Source organism: Halobellus sp., assembly GCF_042218505.1.
In the GTDB taxonomy this organism is placed as follows: Archaea; Halobacteriota; Halobacteria; order Halobacteriales; family Haloferacaceae; genus Haloquadratum.
The window spans coordinates 1-21,640 of sequence record NZ_JBDGQZ010000026.1 but is presented as its reverse complement, the minus strand read 5'-3'; the positions used below and the strand labels follow the sequence as shown (position 1 = coordinate 21,640).

The window sequence follows — 21,640 nt, the reverse complement described above, 5'->3', positions numbered from 1 at the left end:
ATGAGCACAGAGACACCCGACACCGACGCGGAGTCCGCCCCGGAGGGCGTCGAGGAGGCCCCGTCGCGTGCGGCGTTGGCCGCGCGCGTCGAGGAACTGGAATCGCAACTCGCGGCGGTCGACACCGACGATGGGGAGAAGAAGATGTCCATCGTCGCGACGAAGGGGACGCTCGATATGGCGTATCCGCCGCTCATCCTCGCCAGCACGGCCGCTGCGTTCGGCTACGACGTGACGGTCTTCCACACGTTCTGGGGGCTCGACATCCTCCACGAGGAACGCTCGAAAGACCTCAAACTCAGTTCGGTCGGCAACCCCAATATGCCGGTCCCGAACGTCCTCGGCGCGCTTCCGGGGATGGACCGCGTGACCACCTCGATGATGGAAAAGCGGATCGACGACAACGACACCGCGACCATCGAGGAACTCATCGAGACCTCGCTGGATATGGGCGTCGAGTTCCAGGCGTGTCAGATGACGATCGACCTGATGGATTACGACGAGAATGACTTTTACGACGGTGTCACGACCGGCGTCGGTGCAGCGACGGCTGTTCAGGATATGGCCGACGCCGACATTCAGTTGCTCGTCTGATCACGCATCCTTTCGCCGACGGAAGTTGCGTTCCGGCGATCGATACCCTTCTTGTGACCGACGCCGGAGGTACACGTATGGAATCCTGGCGTGCGCTCTTCGATCGTGCGGCCGGTGTCGACGCCGACGAGGCCGCGATTACAGCGGCGCTCCGGGCGGTGCGGGCGGACGAGGGAGAGAGGAGTTCCGATAGCGACGGCGCAGATGAAAACGACGCCCACGAGGCCGATCCAGACGAGACGGCCGCCGGTTCCGGGCCGTCAGTATCATCGCCGGCGGAGTCGTCGCCCGCTCGCGTTGTCGCCGACGCCGACGTTCTCGCCGCGGACCTCCTCGTGGACGGCGACGCCCGCGCGGCGCTCGACGAACTCCGAGCACACACCTGGACAGTGTTGCTTGCGAGCGATCCGCTCCTCGACGACGCCGAGGCCGTCATCGGCTCCGTCGCGGACGGCCGCCTGGCGGCGGACTGGCGCGAGCGCGTCGCGGCGTGGCGTCAGTCCGTGGCGCAACCGCCGGGCGATCACCCGGCGCTCGCAAGCGCCTACCGCGGCGGCGCGATGCATCTGCTGTCGTTCGACGAGGAGCTTCGCTCGGCACAGGCGGGCGCGACGCTCGGCAGTCAGCTCTCCATAAGCGCTCGTCACCCGCAGGCCTTTGCGAGCCTCTTCGCCCCCGAGAGCCTCTATCAGGAGGTCGTCGGTGGGACCTATCCCGGCCCCGACCACGACCCCCGAGAGTGAACTGCGCGTCCGAGGTGACCGTGCCGCCAGGACACCCGGAATCGAAGCGCGTTTCCGCGTTGCAGACCCACGAGTAGACGTTGGTGGACGAGATCACGCCCGCGGAGTTGCGCACCCGACTGTCGGACGTAGCCGAGTCGCCGGCCGTCGATCCGTCGCTCTCGGTTGTCGACATCAGGGACCCCTCTTCCTACGCCGCCGGCCACATCGAGGGCGCGGTGAACGTCCCGCCTACCCGACTGTCGACGAACGCACTCGATGCGCCGTGGGCTGACGCTGACGAGGTCGTCGTCTCCTGCTACATCGGCAAGAGTTCCAAGCGGGTGGCAACCGTGCTCGACCGTCACCTCGACGCCGACGTCGTGAGCCTCCGCGGCGGCTTCGAGGCCTGGAGCGGCCCGACCGAGGACAGTCGACGCGGAGCCGACGGCCGTGGTGCGAGCCAGGAAGGCCCCGAGGCCCCGTTCTGACTGCGGAGCGGCCGCTACGCGACGCAGACGATCATTACCGTTCGACCGGCCTCAGGCCTGCCAGCGAAGCCCGCAGTTCTCACACACGTGGAGGCCGCCGTCTTCGGCCTGGATGTCCTCGGAACGGCATTTCGGACACTGGCTCTCACCGTCGGTTTCGATTGTCACATTTCACCGGTGGCTAATTGCGTGCAAAAAGTATGAGGGTCGTTCTCACGAACGGGGAGTGAGCCGAACGTCGATTGTGGGTCCCGGTGAAACGCACAGGGGCATCGCTGATCAGGGTGAAAAACCCAGAATAGGGAGTCGCGGTGCCGTCGCGGCGTTACTTGCCGCGCCGACGGTCCGAGCCGATGCTCGGGCGGGTGTGTTCGGCGCCCTTACCGCGGTTCTGGAGGCCGCGGTTCGAGCGGCCGGCGTTCGTCAGGCCGCGGAAGGCGCGGCCCTTGTGATCGTCGCTGCAGATCCAGTTGAGGTCGTCGTCGGTTTCGATCGCAGGGTGTTCCGGATCGACGTGAATCACTTCGTGCCACTTCTGGGAGCCGTCTTCGCCGACCCAGTAGGAGGCGAGCGTCCGAAGGTTCGGATACTTGCGCGCGGCGCGCTCTTCGGCGATGCGCTGGATGCTCTTGCGGCGACCGACGCGGTTGACGCCCTGTCGCTTGCTGCGGCGACCCGCCTTGAACCGTTGCTTGCGGGCGTTACCCTTGCGGACGGAGACGCGAGTCACGACGATACCCTGCTTGGCCTTGTAGCCGAGTTCGCGGGCCTTGTCGAGGCGCGTCGGTCGGTCGATGCGGACGATAGCGCCCTCGTCGCGCCACTCCTGCTTTCGTTGCCACTGCAACTCGGCGAGTTTGCCGTCGCCGGGCTGCTTCCACGCGTCCTTGATGTGTGAGTAGAAGCTTCGTGCCATAGGTTCACCACGGGCGCTTGCGATTCGGGCGACGGTCGACGCCGGCCCACATTTCGTCCCGATTCCTCGGGTGCCCACTGGCGTCCCGTTCGACCAGCGAGTTGCTGTGAGTATCGCCGTGGCGTTCTTAATGACTTCGAAGACGAGTCACGATGCCCAGAAATCGGCGGTGTGGGAACGAACGGTTTTTGATGCCGGGTGTCGGAGAGCTAGGTATGGCTACGGAAACGCAGAGCGGGCTCTCGGATCACATCCGGGGTATCACAGTCACCACGCTCGCCTGTCTCGCGGGCGTCGCCGCCGCCGTGGCGTCGGGAAGCATCGTCGGAGCCGATGCTGCCGCGGCGACGAGCCGACAGACGCTGATGATCGCTGCAGGGTTCGTCGTCCTCCAACTTCCCATCCTGCGCGTCGTCGGAATCGACGTCTCGGACTTCGGCGCGAAAGATTACCTCTACGTGGCGTTTATGACGCTCGCGCTGTGGTTCATCACCTTCGGCATCATCCTGACAGAAGGCGTCGCGCTGTAACCGATGGCTGACGACAGCATCGCGGTCGTCGACCTCGACCGGTGTCAACCCGATCGCTGCAACTACGAGTGCGCGAACTACTGCCCGCCGAACCGCACGGGTCAAGAGTGTATCACCACTCGCGAGGAGTACTACGAATCGGACGAACCGTTCGACGGTGAGCCCGAACAGATCCGGATCTCCGAGGAGATCTGCCTCGGCGAGACCTGCGGGATCTGCGTCGAAAAGTGCCCCTTCGACGCCATCGAGATCATCAACCTCCCGACCGAACTCGAGGAGGAACCGGTTCACCGATACGGGGAGAACTCGTTCGCGCTCTACGGTCTCCCGGTTCCGGAGTCCGGGAAAGTCACCGGCATCCTCGGCCCGAACGGAATCGGGAAGACGACCGCTGTCCGCGCGCTCGCGGGCGAGATGATCCCCAACCTCGGCGTCTACGACGAGGAGCCCTCCTGGGAGGCCGCGCTCGACCGCTTCCGCGGGACCGAACTGCAGACGTACATCGAGCGCGTCCAGGCTGACGACGTCACCATCGCGCGCAAACCGCAGTACGTCGACCAGATCCCGAACCAGTTCGACGGCACCACCATCCAACTGCTCGAATCGACCGACGAGCGCGGCGCGCTCGATAACTACATCGATCGCCTCGGCATCCGCCCGGTCGTCGATCAGCCGCTGGATACCCTCTCCGGCGGGGAACTCCAACGAGTCGCACTCGCGGCCACGCTCGCTCGCGACCGCGACTTCTACTTCCTCGACGAGGTTTCGCCGTACCTGGACATCGGCCAGCGCGTCACCGCGGCGCGGTTGATCCGCGAGCTCGCCGAGGAGGAAGACCGGGCGGTGCTGGCGGTCGAACACGACCTGGCGATCTTGGATCTCCTGGCCGATTCGCTGCACGTCGCCTACGGTGAGCCCGGCGCGTTCGGTGTCATCACCGACCCCAAGTCGGTCAGAAACGGCATCAACGAGTACCTCACGGGGTATCTTTCCAACGAGAATATGCGAATCCGCCCGGGCGAGATCGAGTTCCACGAGCACGCACCCCGGGAGACCTCGAAGTCGACGCCGCTGATCGAGTACCCCGAACTGCAGAAGTCATACGGCGCGGGCGAGTTCGCCCTCGATGTCGACGCCGGAACGATTTACGAGTCCGAGGTGCTGGGCGTCGTCGGGCCCAACGGGATCGGGAAGTCGACGCTCGCGAAGTTGTTCACGGGCGCGCTCGAACCCGACGCGGGTGAACTCGACTTCCGGCTCGACATCGCGTACAAGCCGCAGTACATCGAGATCGACCAGCCGATGCGCGTCGACGCGTTCCTCTCGTCGATCACCGACGACTTCGGGACCTCCTACTGGAAGACCGAGGTCGCGAACCCGCTGCAACTGAACCGGATTATGGAGCGGAACCTCGACGACCTCTCCGGCGGGGAGCGACAGCGCGTCGCTATCGCGGCGTGTCTCTCCGAGGATGCCGACCTCTACGTGATGGACGAGCCGTCGGCGCACCTCGACGTCGAGCAGCGCGTTCGGGCGACGACAGCGATCCGGCGGTACGCCGAGAACAACGACGAGACGGTGCTGGTGATCGACCACGACATCTATATGATCGACCTGCTCGCCGACCGGCTGATGGTGTTCGACGGCGAACCCTCCGAGTACGGTCACGCCACGGCACCACAGGAGATGCGTGCCGGAATGAACGACTTCCTCGCGGATCTCGACATCACGTTCCGGCGCGACGAGCGGACCCAGCGCCCGCGGATCAACAAGCCGGGGTCGCAACTGGACCGGAAGCAGAAGCGGCAGGGCGAATACTACTACGCGCCCTGACAACCGTAACGTATCGAATAAAAACGAGAGACGCGACCGGCTTACGCTGCGCGGCGTTCCTTCGACTTGGGCCGAAGATTCTTGTAGCCGCACTTGCGGCACTGCTCAGCGCGCTGGGGGTTGCGGGCGTTACAGCGCATACAGATCTGTTTCTCGAGCATCCGTTTGACAGCGGCCTCGTTCTTCGGCATACGCCCCGCTACCGGGCGCGGCAGTATAACGCTTGCGAGACACGAGACCGCCTGCAGCGAAGCGAGACGGCGAGTCCCGTCGAGCAGAGCGAACGGGAGAACTGCTACCGTCGACCGGGTTGGGCGCGGTCAGGCCCCTGCCGGCTGCGCGGCCTGCTGTAGTGCGGCTTCGATGTCTTCGCGTCCGGTGAAGCCGACGAAGCGATCGACGATCTCGCCCTCGCGCTCGACGACGACAGTCGGGAGCGAGCGAACCTGATACTGGTTCGCGAGGTCCTGCTCCTCGTCGACGTCGATCTTCTCGAAGTCGACGTCGTCGTACTCCGATTCGAGTTCCTCCAGAATCGGATCCTGTTTCTTGCACGGGCCGCACCAGTCGGCGTAGAAGTCGAGTACTCGGACGGTCATCGTTCCGTGGCGACGTAGCGCGGGTGGTCGCATAAGCGTTTCCACAGGCTCAAATCCACCCGGAACCCGAGCGACCCGCGAGGGGGCACCCGCAGGACCGCTGATCCGAAACGTTTAGACGGGCGAGCCCTCAGATTGATGTATGAGCAGCGGCCAGAATAGTGGCGGCCTGATGTCGAGTGCAGGACTCGTCCGCTACTTCGACGCCGAGGACCGTAACGCGATCCGGATCGACCCGAAGACCGTCTTCGCCTTCGGGTTCTTCTTCGGCGTCGGGGTACTCGTACTGAACGCCCTCGCGATCTGACGGGACAGCGAGTGTCGCAGCGGAACCGAACGGACGCCTTTTGTCGATCCAACGCCGAGTAGCGAGTATGTTACGAGCGGGTGTCGTCGCCGTCCAGGGCGATGTCTCCGAACACGCGGCCGCGATCCGCCGTGCCGGCGCGGCCCACGACGAGGAGGTTGACGTGACGAAGATCAGACAGTCGGGGTCCGTTGCCGACTGCGACGTGCTGCTACTGCCCGGCGGCGAGTCGACTGCGATCTCGCGGCTCCTCGCGCGGGAGGGCATCGACACGGAAATAAAAAATCACGTCGAGGCCGGGAAGCCGGTGCTTGCGACCTGTGCAGGCCTCATTGTGGCCTCGCGAGATGCGAACGACGACCGGGTCGAGACCCTCGACCTCCTGGACGCGACCGTCAACCGCAACGCGTTCGGCCGGCAGGTCGACAGTTTCGAGGCCCCGCTGGACGTCACGAGTTTCGACGAACCGTTCCCCGCGGTGTTCATTCGCGCGCCCGTCATCGACGAGGTCGGCGACGGCGTCGAAGTGCTCGCCGAGTGGGACGGCCGGCCGGTAGCCGTCCGCGACGGACCGATCGTGGGGACTGCGTTCCACCCCGAACTGACCGCAGACAGCCGGATTCACGACCTCGCGTTCTTCGAAGAGCGGGCCGTCGAGGTCTGAGACGGTCTCCCCGGTCCAGTTCGCGTACACGTCGCACTGACGACTGCATCCGTTGGTCACTCGGCGCTGAAGACGACTTTCTCCGGAGGCTGTCTCAGTGCGTCCGAGGGTTTTCAACCGAAGACGGCGACACTCCGGTGTGAGCGCGAACGCAACCGAGGTCGAGACGCTGACGCGACGACTCGTCTCGATTCCCAGTTACGACGACGAATCAGCGGCGGGCGACGCGATCGAATCGTGGCTGCGGGAGGCGACCGACACAACCGTGCGACGGGACGAGCACGGCAACGTCTTCGCACGACGCGGCGAGGGGGCGACGTCGCTCGCGCTCGTCGGCCACCACGACGTGGTCGAACCTGACGAGTCACAACGCCGTGGCGAGGGCGCGGATGAAAACGGACAGGCAGGCGGGGAGTACCGCGTCGAGAAGCGCGACGGGCGGTTGTACGGGCGCGGGACCGCGGATATGAAGGGGTCGCTCGCGGCCGCGATGCTGGCCTTCCGAGACGCCGACCCCGCCGGGGAGTTAGTCTTCGCCTCCTTCGTGGGCGAGGAGCAGGGTGGCGTCGGCGCGCGGGCCGCCATCAGCGACGGCTTCGCGCCGGACTACGCGGTCGTCGGCGAAGGGTCGACGAACTACGCAGGTGACGACCAGACGGACGTCGTCGTCGCCCACTACGGGCGTCGCGGCTCGACGATCACTGCCCGCGGGACGGCCGCCCACGCCAGCGAACCCGAGGCGGGCGAGAACGCGGTGTATCGCGCCTGCGACGCAGTCGACGTCGTCCGCGCGCTCGAAGTTCCGACCGCGACGGTGCTAGGGCAGACGGTCGGCGGAAGCCTCGTCGTCACCGAGATCGAGGGGGGTGACGCGTGGAACGTCGTGCCCAAGTCCTGCACGGTAACGGTCGACGAGCGGACCGTCCCCGGCGAGCGCGCGGCGCTGGAGCGCGTCGAGTCGGTCGACGGCGTCGAGTGGACCGTCGATCAGGACCTCCCGCCGATGGCGTGCGACGACCCCGACTTCGCGGAGGCGGCGCTCGCCTCGGCCGACGCGGCCCAGTCGGCGACACCCGAGCACGTCAGCAAGCCGCACGCGACTGACGCAGGGTGGCTGGCCGACGCCGGGACCACCTGCGTGGTCCTCGGAGCGTCCGAGCCTGGCGAGGCGCACACGGCCCACGAGAGCGTCTCGATCGAGGTCATAGAGCGGTGCCGCCGGTGCTACCTGAGCCTCGCAGAGCGGTGGCCGCCCGGGACGTGACGACGCATCCGACACGGGCACCGCCGGAGGCGTCGGCTTGATACGGGCCCACTCCCAACGCTCCGGTAATGTCGACTGACGCATCCGACACGGAGGGCGCTGCCGCGACCGACGACGACAGTGAGGACGCGCCGGACGTCTACGAGTCGCTTCTCGGAGAGTACCGCCGCATCGCGAACGTCCGCAGCGCGGGCGAGATGCTCTCGTGGGACCAGCAGGTGACGATGCCCGAGGGCGGGACGCCGGCCCGCTCACAGCAACTCTCGACGCTCTCGTCGCTCTCGCACGAACTGCTGACCGACGACAGCGTGGGCGACGCGCTCGACGAACTCGACGCGACCGATCTGACGGCGGAACAGGAGGCCGTCGTGCGGGAGATTCGGCGGCAGCACGACCGCGCCGAGGCCGTCCCCTCGGAACTGGTCGAGGAGATCTCGACGACGTCTTCGGAGGCACTTCCGGCCTGGGAGGAGGCGAAAGCCGAAAACGACTTCCAGTCGTTCGCGCCCTATCTGGAGAAGCACGTCGAACTCAAGCGCGAGTACGCCGAACACATCGACCCGGACCGCGACGCCTACGAGGTGCTCTTCGAGGACTTCGAGCCGTGTCTCTCGCTGGAGCGAGCGGAGCAGATTCTCGAAACGCTCCGGGAGACGCTGGTCCCGATGATCGAGGAGATTCGGAACGCCGACGTCGATCTCGCAACTGACGCGTTCACGTCGCTCGGGTCGTACCCCGACGACGGCCAGGAGGCACTCTGTCGCGACGTGCTCTCCACGCTCGGATACGACTGGGATCGGGGGCGACTCGACACCTCCTCTCACCCGTTCACCGCGGGGACGACGTTCGATTCGCGCGTGACGACCCGGTTCGACGAATCCGATCCACTCGGATCGCTGCTCTCGACGGTCCACGAGTTCGGCCACGCGACGTACATCGTCGGACTCCCCGACGACCGCTACGGGACGCCGCTCGGGGAAGACCGCGACCTCTCGGTTCACGAGTCGCAATCGCGGCTGTGGGAGAACCACGTCGGTCGCTCGGCGGCGTTCTGGGAGCACCTGCTGCCGACGTTCACCGACCACTTCCCCCACGCGGCGGACGTGACGCCGCGGGAGGCCTACGAGGCCGCGAACCAGGTGTACGAGAACAACCTCATTCGCGTCGAGGCCGACGAGCTCACCTACCACCTCCACATCATCATCCGGTTCGAGATCGAGCGCGCACTGATCGCGGGCGAGATGGACGTCGAGGAGGTACCCGCCGTCTGGAACGACAAGTACGAAGAGTACCTCGGCATCCGGCCGGAGACCGACGCTGAGGGCTGTCTGCAGGACATCCACTGGAGCCACGGCAACTTCGGGTACTTCCCGACGTACTCGCTCGGTTCCGCGATGGCCGCGCAACTGTACGCCGCCGCCGAGGCCGACATCGGGGCCGACGCGCTCGAAGCGGGGGTCCGCGAGGGCGACTTCGACCCGCTCCACGAGTGGCTGACCGAGAACGTGCACCGACACGGCGCGCGGTACGAGACGAACGAACTGGTCGAGCGAGCCACCGGCGCGTCGTTCACTGCCGACGCGTTCACCGACTACGTCACCGAGAAATACGGGTCGCTCTACGACCTCGATTCGGTCTGAAAGCGCCTGCACCGGCGGTTTTCTTCCGGTTCTCACGGAACGAAACGCGGCAGTACAACTAAGTATTGGTAAGTCATACCACAGCGTGTATGGCCTCAGCACCAAGCTCCGACGACGCACTGTTCGACCAGTTCCTCGACGACCGCGGACACGACGTGGAGACGGTAGACTGGGAGACATCCTACAACAAGAAACAGTGTCCGGAGTGTAGTGCACTCCACGACTCGACGGCGACCGACTGCGACGTCTGTGGGTGGGATCCACGGGCGTAAGCAGGCGTCGCTCGGATGTCGAAACAAACCTCCCTGATTATATTTTCGAAACAGGTAGTTTATCAGGCACAAGGACGTGTACCGGTCCAATGAGCGACTCTGACGCGTCAGTCACCCGATTATTTGGCGGCCCCGGAAGCGGGAAGACGACAGCATTACTCGATCGAGTCGACGAACTCCTCGAGCGTGATGACGTCACAATCCGCGATATCCTCGTAGTGTCGTACACACGAGCGGCCGCCGCGGAGGTCCGCGAGCGACTGGCGGAGCGGCTCGACATCACGCCGCGGGCGCTGAAGGGTAACGTCGCGACGATGCACGCGAAAGCGTACGAACTCCTCGATCTCTCTCGTAACGACGTGGTAGGCGAGAGCGACAAGCAGGAGTTCTGCGAGGACTACGGCATCGAGTTCGAAGACGAATACGGCGGCGCGGGCCGAAGAACCGCCCGCTCGACGACCATCGGGAACAAGATCATCGCGACGAGCCAGTGGCTCCAGCGCACCCGCCGCGACGTGGCCGACTGGTACGACGTCCCCTTCCAGTGGAACGTCGAAGAAGTGCGACTCCCGCCGGAGGTTGACCCCAACGCCCAGGAGGGAAACAAGTACACCCCGACGTGGCCGTCCGACGACGACCGCATCGACGTGCCGGCGGTCATCCGCGCCTGGCGGTCCTACAAGGGTGAACACGGCCTCGTTGGGTTCGCGGATATGCTCGAACGCGTCGAGCAGCGGTCGCTCGTCCCCCACGTCGATTATCTCGTCATCGACGAGTTCCAAGACATCACCACGCTCCAGTACGGCGTCTACGAGGAGTGGAAGCCGCATATGAAGCGAGTCCTCATCGCCGGCGACGACGACCAGGTCGTCTACGCCTGGCAGGGTGCGGATCCGAACCTCCTGCTCGACGCCCAGCGCGACGAGGACGTGGTGCTGCCGAACTCGTACCGCCTGCCTTCGCGGGTGCTGAACGTCGTCAATCAGGAGATCCGCCACATCGACAAGCGACAGGAGAAGGACCTGCGGCCCAGAAAGGAGGGCGGCACCGTCGAAGGAATCGACTCCCCGTCGATGCTGGACCTCGCCCGCAACGTCCGCTACACCATCGAACAGGGCGACGACGACGAGACGATTATGGTGCTGTTCCGCGCTCGGTACCAACTCTTCCAGTTCGTCGACGAGTTCCTGCCGCTGGGGATGCCGTTCTCGGCGCTGACCGACCAGCGGATGTGGACCGACCGGCTGACGCAGTACGTCCGCGGGATCGAGGCCCTCGACAGCGAGGAACCGCTCGACGGCCTGCAGGCCCGACGGCTCGCCGATATGCTGCAGGACTCCGCGTTCGGAACGAACGATCGCGACGGACTGTTCGATCGCATCGACGACCTGAAAGAGGCGGCCGGCGTCGACGACCTGACAGAGATGACGGTCGATCCCGACGTGATTACGGAGTTCGCGCCGTTCGCCCCCGACGCCAACTCCGCGGGCGATATGCTCCGGAAGGTCACCTCCTTCCAGCGGAACTCCGTCGAGGCGTACTTCGACGGCGAGTACCAGGGGATGGACCCCAACCGGGTCCGGATCGGCACGATTCACTCCGCGAAGGGCCGTGAGGCCGACCACGTTTTTGTCGCGACCGACCTGACCGAGAAGGTCGTCGAGCAGATGGCCGCCTCCGTCGAGGACGGGGAAGTCGACGGCGTCGAGGAGTTCACCTCCAGCACCGATCCCGTGCCGATTCTCACCGACAACGAGCGCCGGGTCTTCTACGTCGGAATGTCGCGAGCGCGAGAGCGACTCGTGCTCCTGGAGAACCTCGTCAGCGGCGCACCGACGCTCCCAGTGAGCGTTCTCCTCCACAACGAGACCCGTGACGAGTCCGTCGAGTCGCTGCTGGAGACGGCTCAAGAGGGCGAGGTCCCGGCGCCCGAGCCGGACGCCTGAGCGGTGTCGAACGAGCCGTCCTCGGGGCAGTCCTCAGCCGAAGGGCCAGCGTTCGTGCAACCGCCGACCGACGACGGATTTCTCACGGCTCTGCTCGGAGAGCCCCGCGAGAGCGGGGACCCGCCGATCGGCTTCGTCGCGGTCGGTGACGAGACCGATGCGGATCTCCGGTATCTCACGGGGGTCGCCGGCACCGACCGGCAGTCCGCGTTCGTCCGCGTCGCCGACGAGCGCGTTCTCTGTCCGCCGATCGGAGCGGTAGATCAGGTGAGCGATCAGTTCGATGGGCGCATACTTAGCGAGCGCTCCGGTGATCCGGTGGGATTGCGAGCCGTGGCCGCCCTCAACGAGGGTGCTGAGCGGACTCCGGCGGCGTCCAGCGTGGTGTTGACCCCCGCGACGATTCCTCACGACGCCGCGCTCTACCTCGAACGCGCAGGCTACGAGCTGCAGTCGACGGCCGCCGTCCGGGAGGCGAGGGCGACCAAATCGGCCGCCGAGGTCGACGCGATTGCGGCGGTTCAGGACGCGGCAGTCAGCAGCGTCCGACAGGGAGAGGCGATTCTGGCAACCGCCACGGCGACGGGCGAGGAACTCCGCTGGGAGGGCGAAGCGCTCACCGCCGAGCGACTGCGGCGTGCGGTCGATGCGGAACTCGTCCGGCGGGGCGTCCAGGCCGGTGGACGAACGGCCGTCACTGCAGGGGCGCTTGCACAGCACGAGGCGACTGGATACGGCGGTACTGGCGCGGACACCTCTATCCGCACGGGCGAACCGGTTCGCATCGACGTGGCTCCGCACGGCCCACACGGCTACCACGGCGCGCTCTCACGGACGGTGGTCGTCGACAGCGACGGCGGCTGGGAGCGCCGTGCCTACGTCGCCGTCGAGTCGGCGCTCGACGCTGCGCTCGATGAGATTGAACCCGGCGCGACCGTCAGTGAAGTGCGGCGCGAGGTCGACGCCGAGGTGGCCGCGTTCGGCTTCGATCCGGGCGTGGGGAGCGCCGACCCGACAGAATCGGTTCACGGCGTCGGCCTCGAACCGCGTGAACGCCCGCAGTCGGGCGGCGAGACGGTCGAATCTGGATCGGTCGTTGCGGTCACACCGTGCGCGTCCGACGCCGACTACGGGAGCGTCGCGCTCGGCGAACTGGTCGCTGTCGGCGAAGACGGAGTCGAACGGCTGGGCGAGGCAACGTGGTCGTTCTCGCCGCGCCCGGCCGAGTGAGTGTCGCTCGGTTTCGAGAGTCAGTCCTCGTCGTCGTCCGGGTGTTTGACCACCGTGCCGGCGACCCGTTCACCGACTTTCGCCGGGATGTCACCCGGGGTGGTGAGATACTGTGGGAGCAGCACCATCCCCGCCGCAATCGTCACCGCGGCCACCCCGAGAAAGGTCTCTCCGTCGAGCAGCCGGGAGATCCCGAAGATCCCGACCGGTGCGGCGAAGATCAGCGTCCCCGCCAACTGGAGGGTACCGAGGATTCCAAGACGCATTGGGTCGACTTCGACGACGGGCGGAAAAAAGCCTCGCGGTGGGGTACCGGCGGGCGGAAAAAAGCCTCGCAGTGGGGTATCGACGACGGGCGGAGCGCAGGCTCAGCGGTACAGCGGCTCCGGGGCTGGCGGCATCGCCCGTTTGTGTGCGCTCCCCTCGTACAGTTCGACCACGCGTTCGACCTGCGCTTCGGTGACGTCCAGTTGCCGGACGGTCGCGGCCGTCGACAGCGGGCCGTCGACGTGGAGCGCGAGCACCGCGTCGAGGGTGTCGTAATCGAGTCCCATCTCCTCCTCGTCGGTCTGGCCGCTCCACATCTCCGCGGAGGGCGTCTTCGCCACCAGTTCCTCGCGGACGCCGAGGTGGGCCGCGAGTTGACGGACCTGTTGTTTGTAGAGGTTGCCGATGGGGTTGCAGTCGACCGCCTGGTCCCCGTACTTCGTGTAGTAGCCCGTCATCGCCTCCGAGCGGTTGCCCGTGCCGAGCACGACCTTGTTCTCGTGGTTGGCGACGAAGTAGTTCAGTACCGCGCGGGTGCGGACGTAGACGTTGCCCGCGGCCGTCCGATCGTCTGCGGCCTCGGGAACCGCATCGAAGAACGACTCGGCGATGGGCTGGATTTCGATGACGTCGTACTCGATGCCCAGTTCCTGGGCGACCCACTCGGCGTCGCTCATATTATCCTCGGTGTTCACCACGCTGGGCATCACGAGGCCGTGGACGCGTTCGGCACCGAGTGCTTCGACTGCCAGATACCCGACGGTCGTGCTGTCGATCCCGCCGGAGAGGCCGAGTACCGCACCGTCGGCACCGGCGTCGTCGACGACATCCTCGACGAAGTCAGTCAGGTGATCCGTCGTGGATTCGAGTTCCGAATCCGAGAGCCGGAGGTCGAGCGGTGCGTCCTTTCGCAGAACCGCCTGGTTCGTAGTCATCAGTATTCCATAGCGGCTGTGGACACTAATACTCACCCACTGCCGGGTATCTGTGGACGTACGTGCACTTCCAGCGGCGGGTTGCGCGCAGCCCTTGCGGAACGGCTTTTTGAATCCGCGGGAGACGATACCGTATGGAAATCGTCGTCTTCGGCGCCGGAAGCATCGGGAGCCTCCTCGGTGCGCTCCTCGCACGCGTCCCGGACCACGGGGTGACGCTCGTCGGTCGAGACCCTCACGTGTCTACGATCCGTCGCCGTGGCCTCGAAGTCACAGGAATCGAGTCGTTCACCGTCGAACCGCGGGCGACGACGGACGGGACTGGCCTGACGGCCGACCTCGCGCTGGTGACAGTGAAAGCGTACGACACTGAGGCGGCCGCACGAGAACTCCGAACCGGCGAGTTCCGCGCGGTCTGTTCGCTCCAGAACGGGATGGGCAACGAGAAGGCGCTCACCGGGCGACTGGACTGTCCGGTGCTGGGCGGGACGACCAGTTACGGCGCGGTCCGGACGGGTCCCGGCGAGGTCGTCTGGAACGGAGCAGGCGAGGTCGTAATCGGCCCCTGGAGACCGAGTGACGAAGACGAGACTGCCGCGGAGGTCGGTGACGCGATGGCCGCCGCGGGATTTGACGTGGACGTGGCAGACGGCGCCGGGATCCGCCGGCGTCTCTGGGAGAAGTTGGCCGTGAACGCCGCGATCAATCCGACGACGGCACTGGCTCGCATCGAGAACGGCGCGCTCGGAGACGAACCCGGAGCCGACCTCGTCGAACCCATCGCACGCGAAGTCGGGGCGACCGCCCGAGCGGTGGGCGTCTCAGTGAGCGACGAGGCGCTCGCCGACGCAATCGAGTCGGTCGTCACGGCGACGGCGGAGAACGAGTCGTCGATGTACGCCGACGTGCAGGCGGCGCGGCGGACCGAGATCGACGTGATCAACGGCTACGTGGTCGAGCGCGCAGGTGAGCACGGGGTCGAGGTCCCGACGAACCGGGCGCTGTGGACGCTGCTCCGCGCCTGGGAGGCCGAGCGGGATCTGCGGCCCGTGGATGCCTAATCCCCGCATACGGACCGTTAGCACGTGATTGCCGTCTGTGTCCGGAGCGCGAGAGGACGCAGCGCCAGAGCGGGACCATTGAAGTCCCCACTGAGAGATACATCATATATGACCACAGTCGCGAGTGTACGGGAGCAGGACGAGGCGGTCACGGTACTCACGGCCTACGACGCCACGACAGCCGAACTGGTCGAGGCGGTCGGGATCGACGTGATCCTCGTCGGCGACAGCCTGGGAAACGCGACACTCGGATACGACTCGACGCTCCCGGTGACGATGGACGACGTGGCCCGCGCGACCGACGCCGTGGCTCGCGCGACCGACGACGCGCTGGTCGTCGCCGATCTGCCGTTTCTCTCATACGGTGTCGACACGGCACAGAGCATCGAGAACGCGGGGCGACTCCTGAAAGAGTCGGGCGCACAGGCAGTCAAGATCGAGTCGGGACCGCACACTGTCGAGTTGACCGAGCGGCTGACGCAACTCGGGATTCCCGTGATGGCGCATCTGGGCTTGACCCCCCAGCACGTCCACGGCATCGGCGGCTACACCCGCCAGGGGACGACTGAAGAGCGGGCCGCAGAGATTGTCCACCTCGCCGAGGCGCACCAGGAGGCAGGCGCGTTCTCGCTCGTCTTGGAGCACGTCCCACGGGAAGTGGGCAAAGCGGTGACAGAAGCAGTCGAGATGCCCGTCATCGGGATCGGGGCGGGACCCGACACCGACGGCCAGGTGCTCGTCGTCGACGACGCGGTCGGACTCTCGGCGTCGGTGCCGCCGTTCGCGGAGGCTTTCGGCGACGTCCGCGCGGAGATGCGCGAGGCGATCGAAGCCTACCGCGACGCCGTGGTATCGGGCGCGTTCCCCGCCGAGGAACACAGCCACAGCGAGGGACTGGATCTGTAGGCAGCGGTCGTCTGTACTCACCCAAGCATCAGTCGGACGTTGTAGACAGTCGTGAACGCGCCGACAAGCGAGAGTGCGATCGGCGGCAGGTAGTACAGGAAGCGATCGGCGTCGGCCGCACCGAGCAGCGAGACGCCGATCGCGACCCCGAACGCGAGGTATTTCAGGAGCACGATGCCGAGCGTCCCGAAAAGGTCGACGCTCGCCCGTATGACGAGGTTGGCCTCAAAGACGGTCGGACTGTACTCGATGAGTGCGATCGTCGTGACCACGTCGCCGACGCCGTAGGTCGCCAGCGCGAGTAACCACAACCAAGTAAACGTCGTGGCGTCGAACGGGGTGTCCGCGAGGGAGTGGAACGTTTCGGAGAGCGCAGTGAGACGAGAGATCATCGGTAGCGTCGACAGTTGAGACTCGTTCGAGAAAGCGGGGTGTGAGAGTCGGTCGTGGTCAGCGGCGACGATGGGGACCACGACAGGTGCCCGACAGCCACCGACAATCGCGTCAATGCCTGCTCACCGCAGTTCGCCGAAAGGTTGCGTGAGCGTCCAGGTGAATACACGGTACGTACGATACTCAATCGTCATCGTCGCTCGTATTGGGGTTTTCGTACGTTTTCTCATCGATCGTTATCGCGTCGATCGTCTTGCCGTTCTCGGAGGCAGACAGGCACCGTTTGACCTTCTGCGAGGTGTCGAATTTGGCGCACTTCTTCGTCGTCCCGTCGGAGAAGTGAAGCGTCATCGTCACGGTTCGGTCCTCGGGAGAAATCTCGGCGTTCCCCTTCCCGTCGAACTCGACGTCGTAGGAATCCGGACACGTCACCTCGAACGTGGCCGTGTTCGTGTTCCCGTCGAGGACGGCGAGGACGCCCGAGGAGTTCATCTCGACGGTGACTTCCACTTCGGAGGATGCGCCGACTGGGCACTGCCCGACAGCCCCGTTCAGTGTGGCAGTTTCACCGGGATCGAGCGTGCTCTCTTGAGGGTCTTCTCCATCGTCGTCTTCCTCGTTTTCTTCTTCGCCGTCCGCTTCGTCGTCTCTGTCGTACATCTTCGCCTGTCCGATTTCGATACCACTGGAGTCGTCAAGCACCGTCACGTCGACGGTCTGGAAGGCTAACGAGTGTGAGAGTCGGTTCGTCACCGTCACCAGGTGGACCGATTGGTCGTCGTCAGACTCGCGTTCCGCACTCCCGGCGTTATCAGGGGGGTCATCACTCGAGACGGTCTGATCGCTGGTCTCGAAGCCGACGTACGCGCGCTGATCGCTGACGTTGATCGAGACGGGTCTGTCGGCCGCGACGCTGGAAAAGCCGGCGGTGCCAGTGCCGAGTCCGATCGTGACGGTCAACAGCAGCACCAGCGCCAGTTTCGAGCGGGGGATTCGGGTCATTCTCTGAGCTCCGGAGGTTCGTCGGTGGCTCCAAGTCGATTCTGCCGTCCGTAGTACCAGTGTGCGAGCGAGGAGACCGTGAAGGCGGTGACGACCGCGGTGAACCACCCGATCGTCGGAACGGCGCCGAACGGAATGGCCCCGAGGGCCACCGCCCCGAGGAGCGCGATTGCGGTCGTGGAGAGTCCGAGGTAGTACTTGTTCCAAGGAATCTCTCTGCCCCGGACGACCTCCAGGAAGATTTCCACGTCTTCGATCGCGGGCGAGGGTTCGATGACGCCTCTATCTTTATCGAAATTGATGATGCCCGTTTCGTCCATCCGGGGGAGATGCGACTGCTGCAACGCGGTGTACACGCGCTTCCGATCTGCGTAGTCGAGGTTGGCCGTGTCTGTATCGTTCTCCCACGCGGCGACGCGCTCGGCGAGCGTCGAAAGCTCCATCTCGACGTCAGAGTCACGTGACAGCGCGTGCATTGCGAACCGACGCCGTTGGTTCGATAGCAGTTCAAACAGTTCGTCCTCGGAGGGCGGAGACTGCTCCGATAGCCCGTCTTCACCGTTGGTCTCCGGGACCTCCTCCCTCTCGGCCAGCTGACTCGGAGCAGACATTAGGAGCATCATAATGTAGAATACCCAATATCAATAATAGTTGTGCTACCGACATACTGTCCGCTACGTCCACGGAGACGGCCACGATTGCGGCGAGAGGGCCAAGCAGAGGCGTGTAGGCGCTGACGACGCTTCCGTGCCGGACCACCGATGGGAACGCGACAATCGGGCGGACACGGTCTCCCACCGCGGCAGCGGACCAGTCGCGCACGGTGCGAAACGGCGAGTCTTCGCTGCTGATCTCCGCCGGCGCTGTGATGTCTTTTTCGTTCACTCATCATCGTCGTCAGACCTCCTGCGGAACCCGATGAGGAAGAAGGAACTCACCGCGAGTGCGACGATTCCGAGAACGGCAACGAGCGGTCCGAGCGCACCCCCTGAGAGCGCCTGTAAGGGGCCCGATCCGGACGCCGTCGTCTGTTGAACCTGCTGCGGATCCGAATCAGACGAGGTCGCCGTATTCCCGCTCGTCTCGATGCCGCCATCGTCTCCGGGGGCACGACTGTTGTTGACGGGAGCGTTCCCACCGTCGGAATTGGTCTCGTTGGTGTCGCCCTCGGCTCCCGTTCTGAGGAGCGACATATTCAATCCGCCGTCGCTATCGTCGTCGTCATCGACGAGCGAGGAGAGGGTAGTGCCGCCCTCACCGGACGTCCCGTCCGCGGGCGCTGCATCGACCGAGAAGTCGGGATCGAGCGTGGTACTCGACGAGGAGAGTCCGCGCGTGTCGATCAGGACACCGACTGCGAACGTCTCACCGGGCGTCAGATTGACTTCGGTGGCGGTGTTGCCGGTCTCCGCACCCACGTAGAACTGGATCCGTTCGGAACTGCTGGTGAGATTGATGATTGCGGCTTCGCTTCCGTTGTTCGTGACCGTGAACACGCGATCGAACGAGGAAACCGTGTCAGATGCGACGCCGTCGGCGTCTTTGAGGTTCGGATTCGCCGGCCCGAAGCCGAGTCTGAGCTCCTCGCCCTCGCTCGGTCGGTAGTCCTCGTAGTAGGCGTACGCGCCGTTGGGGTTGTCGGCGGGCTGGAGGATCAGTGTCTCGTCGTTGATCGTGTCGGGCGCTGCCGCAGTTGGGAAGACGAGTGCTGCCGAGACGGCGAGCGCAACGACCAGCACCGCGTGAGTTCGTTTCATAGTATCGCTGGGAGATCGGAGACAGACCGCAGTCGGGCTATGGGTTATCGATTCGATATAGCGATTCGACCTCTGCAGCGGTCAGCGCACGGTCGTAGATGCGAAGTTCGTCGACGTCGCCGTCGAGATATCGGTCGGCATCGTAGCCTGATGCTGCGCTCTTCCCGACGCGGGTGGTCGCAGCGCCGGTGTCGGGCGTCCCCGTGATCGACTCCTCGTGATTTTTTTTGCCGTCGACGTACAGCGCGAACGTGCCCTCGTCGTCCTCGTCCTCGTCGTCGGATTCGACGGTCACAGCGATGTGGTGCCACGCGTCGTCGGTGTAGTCCTCATCGCTCGCAACGATTGACGGTGTATTGTCTGTTCCGATTTTCGCGGCGATAGCGTCGGAACCGAAGTACGCGTTGCTGTCGTCGAACCAGATAGCGAACGTTCGGGAGAACTGATCGTTGTCCGCACGCTCGATGACCGTCCGCAACTCGGAACTGGTGTTCTCGGCTGCGCGCGCCCAGACGGAGACAGTGAAGTTCTCGAAGGCGAACCGGTCGCCGCTCGCGAGGTCGACGTAGTCGTCGTCAAGGCTGAGCGAACTCTCGTCGACGCCCGTGGGGTATGACGCGGACCCGGAGACGGTCCCGTCGTTCCCGTTGTCGCTCTCGTCTGTCGCGTACCCGTTGAACGGATAGTACGCCTGCAGCGAACTGGGGGCGTACGGCCCGCCGCCCTCGGGCGACTCACGCGACGTCGCACTGTCGGGCTTCGAGGCGTTCGCGTGGATCGTCGCCGACAGGTCCTTCTCGCCGAGGCTCGCGTCCGTGGTGTCGATGTGGACGCCGAGGTGGACCGTGTCGCCGAGGTCGAGTTTCGGTCCGGACGGTTGCGACTCCGTCGTCGCGACAACGAACGGGGGCGGTCGGCGTGAGCGACGGTCCCGAATCCGGCGAGGGACCGAGCGAACCGCCGATGTGGCAGCTCCGGGCGCGGAAAGTCGTCGACGAGTGGCAGTACGTCCTTCTCAGCGTGTTCGTCGTGATCGCACTCGTCGGGGGCGCGGGCACCTATCAGGCGTACGCGGACCCGGGAACCGAACGCGTCGAGCAGACTGTCTCGACCTGGTCGATGACCAATCAGTACCAGCACAGCGCGACAGTCCAAAGGGAGAATCCGATCTTCCCGGTCGGGACGGTGTTGCAGAACCGATCGGTCTACTACACCACCATCGCGCCGGTCGCGTCCATCGAGCCGACAGTCGGCTACCGCGCGGCGCAGGGGTCGCTGGACGTCGAACTGTCTACGGAACTGATCTTCCGCCGGGTGAGCACGGGCGAGGATGGAGGAACGACGGTCTACTGGGAGCAGCGTCGCTCGCTCGCCAGCCAGACCGTCTCCGGTCTCGGCCCCGGTTCGTCGGCCTCGGTCCCCATCACGATCAACGCTTCACAGGTCGAGAGTCGCGCGGCTGCGGTGTCACAGCAACTCGGCGGTCCGGGCGAAACCCGGATCTTCCTTGTGACGCAGATGGACGCCAGCGGATCGGTGGACGGAGAGCCCGTTGATCTCGCTCGACAGTACACCGCGCGGCTCCAAGTGAGTGATGGGTTCTACCAGATCACTGGCGGAGCGGCGTCATCCGAGTCGTTCGAGCGAACGACGTTCGTCACCCGGCCGCGTGACCCCGGCCCCCTCACCGCGATCGGTGGCCCGATCGGGCTGATACTCGGACTGATCGGACTGGCGTCGGTGGCCGTCGTCGGGCAGCGGATGCCGCCCGCCCCCGGCGAACTGGCGTACCTTCGGTTCGCGTCCGAGCGCGAGGATTTCGAGGAGTGGATCCACGAGGTCCGGCTCCCCGAGTCCGTCCGCGACCGGCCGCGGGCGGAGGCGGAATCGCTGTCTGACCTAGTCGACGTCGCAATCGACACCGATAGCGCGGTCCACGTCGAACGCCGCGGCGGCGTCGACGTGTTCTTAGTGCCGCACGATGATCTGCTGTACGTCTACGAATCCCCGCCGATTCCGTCAGGGCGGACCGACAGCGTACAAGCCGACGATGGCGGTGGCGACCAGACGGGCGAGGAGTCGTCTCCAGACGCCGACCCGTCCGCATCGATGGCCGAAGACTGAGAGAGTCGTCTGACAGGTCAGGGCCCCGAGGTCGTCTGAGACGGCGTCTCGCTGCTGGCTTCCGTCATCCTTAAGTCTCGGCTGTGGGTCTGTTTCAATTGCGAGACAGTGTTGAGCGCCGGTGGTCCAGTGGTAGGACAGTGGCTTCCCAAGCCACTAGCCCGGGTTCAATTCCCGGCCGGCGCAT

The 21,640-nt window shown here is 65.3% G+C and carries 26 protein-coding genes and 1 tRNA gene; 17 read left to right on the top strand and 10 right to left on the bottom strand.

Going from position 1 to position 21,640, the window contains the following annotated elements; all coding sequences use genetic code 11:
• The 3 genes from ABEI27_RS08380 (at position 1) to ABEI27_RS08370 (ending at position 1,807) form a co-directional block, all read left to right on the top strand.
• Positions 1-594 (top strand): DsrE/DsrF/DrsH-like family protein, encoded by a 594-nt coding sequence (locus ABEI27_RS08380; protein WP_375798953.1) that lies wholly within the window; start codon positions 1-3, stop codon positions 592-594.
• Between the two features lie 77 nt (positions 595-671).
• Complete coding sequence (locus ABEI27_RS08375) at positions 672-1,337, top strand: hypothetical protein (protein WP_375798952.1); 666 nt, start codon at positions 672-674, stop codon at positions 1,335-1,337.
• Positions 1,338-1,417: 80 nt separating this feature from the next.
• Complete coding sequence (locus ABEI27_RS08370; RefSeq protein WP_375798951.1) at positions 1,418-1,807, top strand: rhodanese-like domain-containing protein; 390 nt, start codon at positions 1,418-1,420, stop codon at positions 1,805-1,807.
• 325 nt (positions 1,808-2,132) lie between these two features.
• Here ABEI27_RS08370 and ABEI27_RS08365 read toward each other — a convergent pair whose 3' ends face one another.
• Positions 2,133-2,723 (bottom strand): 50S ribosomal protein L15e, encoded by a 591-nt coding sequence (locus ABEI27_RS08365; RefSeq protein WP_375798950.1) that lies wholly within the window; start codon positions 2,721-2,723, stop codon positions 2,133-2,135.
• Positions 2,724-2,938: 215 nt separating this feature from the next.
• On the opposite strand from ABEI27_RS08365, the gene ABEI27_RS08360 reads away from it, so the two are divergent.
• Both ABEI27_RS08360 and ABEI27_RS08355 read left to right on the top strand, forming a co-directional pair.
• The gene (locus ABEI27_RS08360; protein WP_375798949.1) at positions 2,939-3,253 is read left to right on the top strand and encodes a hypothetical protein; all 315 of its coding nucleotides are present in this window, start codon (positions 2,939-2,941) and stop codon (positions 3,251-3,253) included.
• 3 nt (positions 3,254-3,256) lie between these two features.
• The gene (locus ABEI27_RS08355; RefSeq protein WP_375798948.1) at positions 3,257-5,086 is read left to right on the top strand and encodes a ribosome biogenesis/translation initiation ATPase RLI; all 1,830 of its coding nucleotides are present in this window, start codon (positions 3,257-3,259) and stop codon (positions 5,084-5,086) included.
• 41 nt (positions 5,087-5,127) lie between these two features.
• Here ABEI27_RS08355 and ABEI27_RS08350 read toward each other — a convergent pair whose 3' ends face one another.
• Positions 5,128-5,277, bottom strand: a complete 150-nt coding sequence (locus ABEI27_RS08350) for a 50S ribosomal protein L40e (RefSeq protein WP_089765006.1) — start codon at positions 5,275-5,277, stop codon at positions 5,128-5,130.
• A gap of 129 nt (positions 5,278-5,406) precedes the next feature.
• A complete protein-coding gene (gene trxA, locus ABEI27_RS08345; RefSeq protein ID WP_375798947.1) occupies positions 5,407-5,685 on the bottom strand; it encodes a thioredoxin in 279 nt (92 codons plus the stop codon).
• A 142-nt stretch (positions 5,686-5,827) separates the two neighbouring features.
• Between trxA and ABEI27_RS08340 the strand changes: the two genes are divergently transcribed.
• From ABEI27_RS08340 to ABEI27_RS08310, 7 genes are all read left to right on the top strand, one after another.
• Positions 5,828-5,992 (top strand): preprotein translocase subunit Sec61beta, encoded by a 165-nt coding sequence (locus ABEI27_RS08340; RefSeq protein ID WP_089765010.1) that lies wholly within the window; start codon positions 5,828-5,830, stop codon positions 5,990-5,992.
• A gap of 67 nt (positions 5,993-6,059) precedes the next feature.
• A complete protein-coding gene (gene pdxT, locus ABEI27_RS08335; RefSeq protein WP_375798946.1) occupies positions 6,060-6,656 on the top strand; it encodes a pyridoxal 5'-phosphate synthase glutaminase subunit PdxT in 597 nt (198 codons plus the stop codon).
• Positions 6,657-6,795: 139 nt separating this feature from the next.
• Complete coding sequence (locus ABEI27_RS08330) at positions 6,796-7,920, top strand: M20 family metallopeptidase (RefSeq protein WP_375798945.1); 1,125 nt, start codon at positions 6,796-6,798, stop codon at positions 7,918-7,920.
• 68 nt (positions 7,921-7,988) lie between these two features.
• A complete protein-coding gene (locus ABEI27_RS08325) occupies positions 7,989-9,560 on the top strand; it encodes a carboxypeptidase M32 (RefSeq protein ID WP_375798944.1) in 1,572 nt (523 codons plus the stop codon).
• 89 nt (positions 9,561-9,649) lie between these two features.
• Entirely contained in the window at positions 9,650-9,832 is a 183-nt protein-coding gene (locus ABEI27_RS08320; RefSeq protein ID WP_375798943.1) for an HVO_0416 family zinc finger protein, read from the top strand.
• Between the two features lie 89 nt (positions 9,833-9,921).
• Positions 9,922-11,778 carry a UvrD-helicase domain-containing protein gene (locus ABEI27_RS08315; protein ID WP_375798942.1) on the top strand — a complete coding sequence of 619 codons (1,857 nt, stop codon included), beginning with the start codon at positions 9,922-9,924 and terminating at the stop codon, positions 11,776-11,778.
• Positions 11,779-11,781: 3 nt separating this feature from the next.
• Complete coding sequence (locus ABEI27_RS08310; RefSeq protein ID WP_375798941.1) at positions 11,782-13,008, top strand: M24 family metallopeptidase; 1,227 nt, start codon at positions 11,782-11,784, stop codon at positions 13,006-13,008.
• Between the two features lie 20 nt (positions 13,009-13,028).
• Here ABEI27_RS08310 and ABEI27_RS08305 read toward each other — a convergent pair whose 3' ends face one another.
• Together ABEI27_RS08305 and ABEI27_RS08300 are read right to left on the bottom strand one after the other, a co-directional pair.
• Positions 13,029-13,274 carry a hypothetical protein gene (locus tag ABEI27_RS08305; RefSeq protein WP_375798940.1) on the bottom strand — a complete coding sequence of 82 codons (246 nt, stop codon included), beginning with the start codon at positions 13,272-13,274 and terminating at the stop codon, positions 13,029-13,031.
• A 102-nt stretch (positions 13,275-13,376) separates the two neighbouring features.
• The gene (locus tag ABEI27_RS08300; RefSeq protein WP_375798939.1) at positions 13,377-14,210 is read right to left on the bottom strand and encodes an NAD+ synthase; all 834 of its coding nucleotides are present in this window, start codon (positions 14,208-14,210) and stop codon (positions 13,377-13,379) included.
• A gap of 134 nt (positions 14,211-14,344) precedes the next feature.
• Here ABEI27_RS08300 and ABEI27_RS08295 point away from each other — a divergent pair, with 134 nt between their 5' ends.
• Positions 14,345-15,271 (top strand): ketopantoate reductase family protein, encoded by a 927-nt coding sequence (locus ABEI27_RS08295; RefSeq protein ID WP_375798938.1) that lies wholly within the window; start codon positions 14,345-14,347, stop codon positions 15,269-15,271.
• A 108-nt stretch (positions 15,272-15,379) separates the two neighbouring features.
• Positions 15,380-16,177, top strand: a complete 798-nt coding sequence (gene panB / locus ABEI27_RS08290) for a 3-methyl-2-oxobutanoate hydroxymethyltransferase (protein ID WP_375798937.1) — start codon at positions 15,380-15,382, stop codon at positions 16,175-16,177.
• Positions 16,178-16,194: 17 nt separating this feature from the next.
• Here the strand turns inward: panB and ABEI27_RS08285 are convergent, their stop codons facing one another.
• The 5 genes from ABEI27_RS08285 to ABEI27_RS08265 all read right to left on the bottom strand — a co-directional run bounded on the left by ABEI27_RS08285 (position 16,195) and on the right by ABEI27_RS08265 (position 20,026).
• On the bottom strand, positions 16,195-16,569 hold the full coding sequence (locus tag ABEI27_RS08285) for a hypothetical protein (protein ID WP_375798936.1): 375 nt from the start codon (positions 16,567-16,569) through the stop codon (positions 16,195-16,197).
• 184 nt (positions 16,570-16,753) lie between these two features.
• Positions 16,754-17,572 carry a hypothetical protein gene (locus ABEI27_RS08280; protein ID WP_375798935.1) on the bottom strand — a complete coding sequence of 273 codons (819 nt, stop codon included), beginning with the start codon at positions 17,570-17,572 and terminating at the stop codon, positions 16,754-16,756.
• Positions 17,569-18,183, bottom strand: a complete 615-nt coding sequence (locus tag ABEI27_RS08275; protein ID WP_375798934.1) for a hypothetical protein — start codon at positions 18,181-18,183, stop codon at positions 17,569-17,571. Before ABEI27_RS08275 ends, ABEI27_RS08280 begins: the two co-directional genes overlap by 4 nt.
• A gap of 270 nt (positions 18,184-18,453) precedes the next feature.
• A complete protein-coding gene (locus ABEI27_RS08270; protein WP_375798933.1) occupies positions 18,454-19,329 on the bottom strand; it encodes a DUF1102 domain-containing protein in 876 nt (291 codons plus the stop codon).
• A 37-nt stretch (positions 19,330-19,366) separates the two neighbouring features.
• Entirely contained in the window at positions 19,367-20,026 is a 660-nt protein-coding gene (locus tag ABEI27_RS08265) for a LamG domain-containing protein (protein ID WP_375799086.1), read from the bottom strand.
• Positions 20,027-20,101: 75 nt separating this feature from the next.
• Here ABEI27_RS08265 and ABEI27_RS08260 point away from each other — a divergent pair, with 75 nt between their 5' ends.
• From ABEI27_RS08260 to ABEI27_RS08250, 3 genes are all read left to right on the top strand, one after another.
• Entirely contained in the window at positions 20,102-20,251 is a 150-nt protein-coding gene (locus ABEI27_RS08260) for a hypothetical protein (protein WP_375798932.1), read from the top strand.
• Positions 20,248-21,453: a DUF5305 family protein gene (locus tag ABEI27_RS08255; RefSeq protein WP_375798931.1), complete on the top strand. Its 1,206-nt coding sequence runs from the start codon at positions 20,248-20,250 to the stop codon at positions 21,451-21,453. The genes ABEI27_RS08260 and ABEI27_RS08255 overlap by 4 nt, the downstream gene beginning before the upstream one ends.
• A 115-nt stretch (positions 21,454-21,568) precedes the next feature.
• Positions 21,569-21,639, top strand: a tRNA-Gly gene (locus tag ABEI27_RS08250).
• Position 21,640 lies beyond the last annotated feature (1 nt).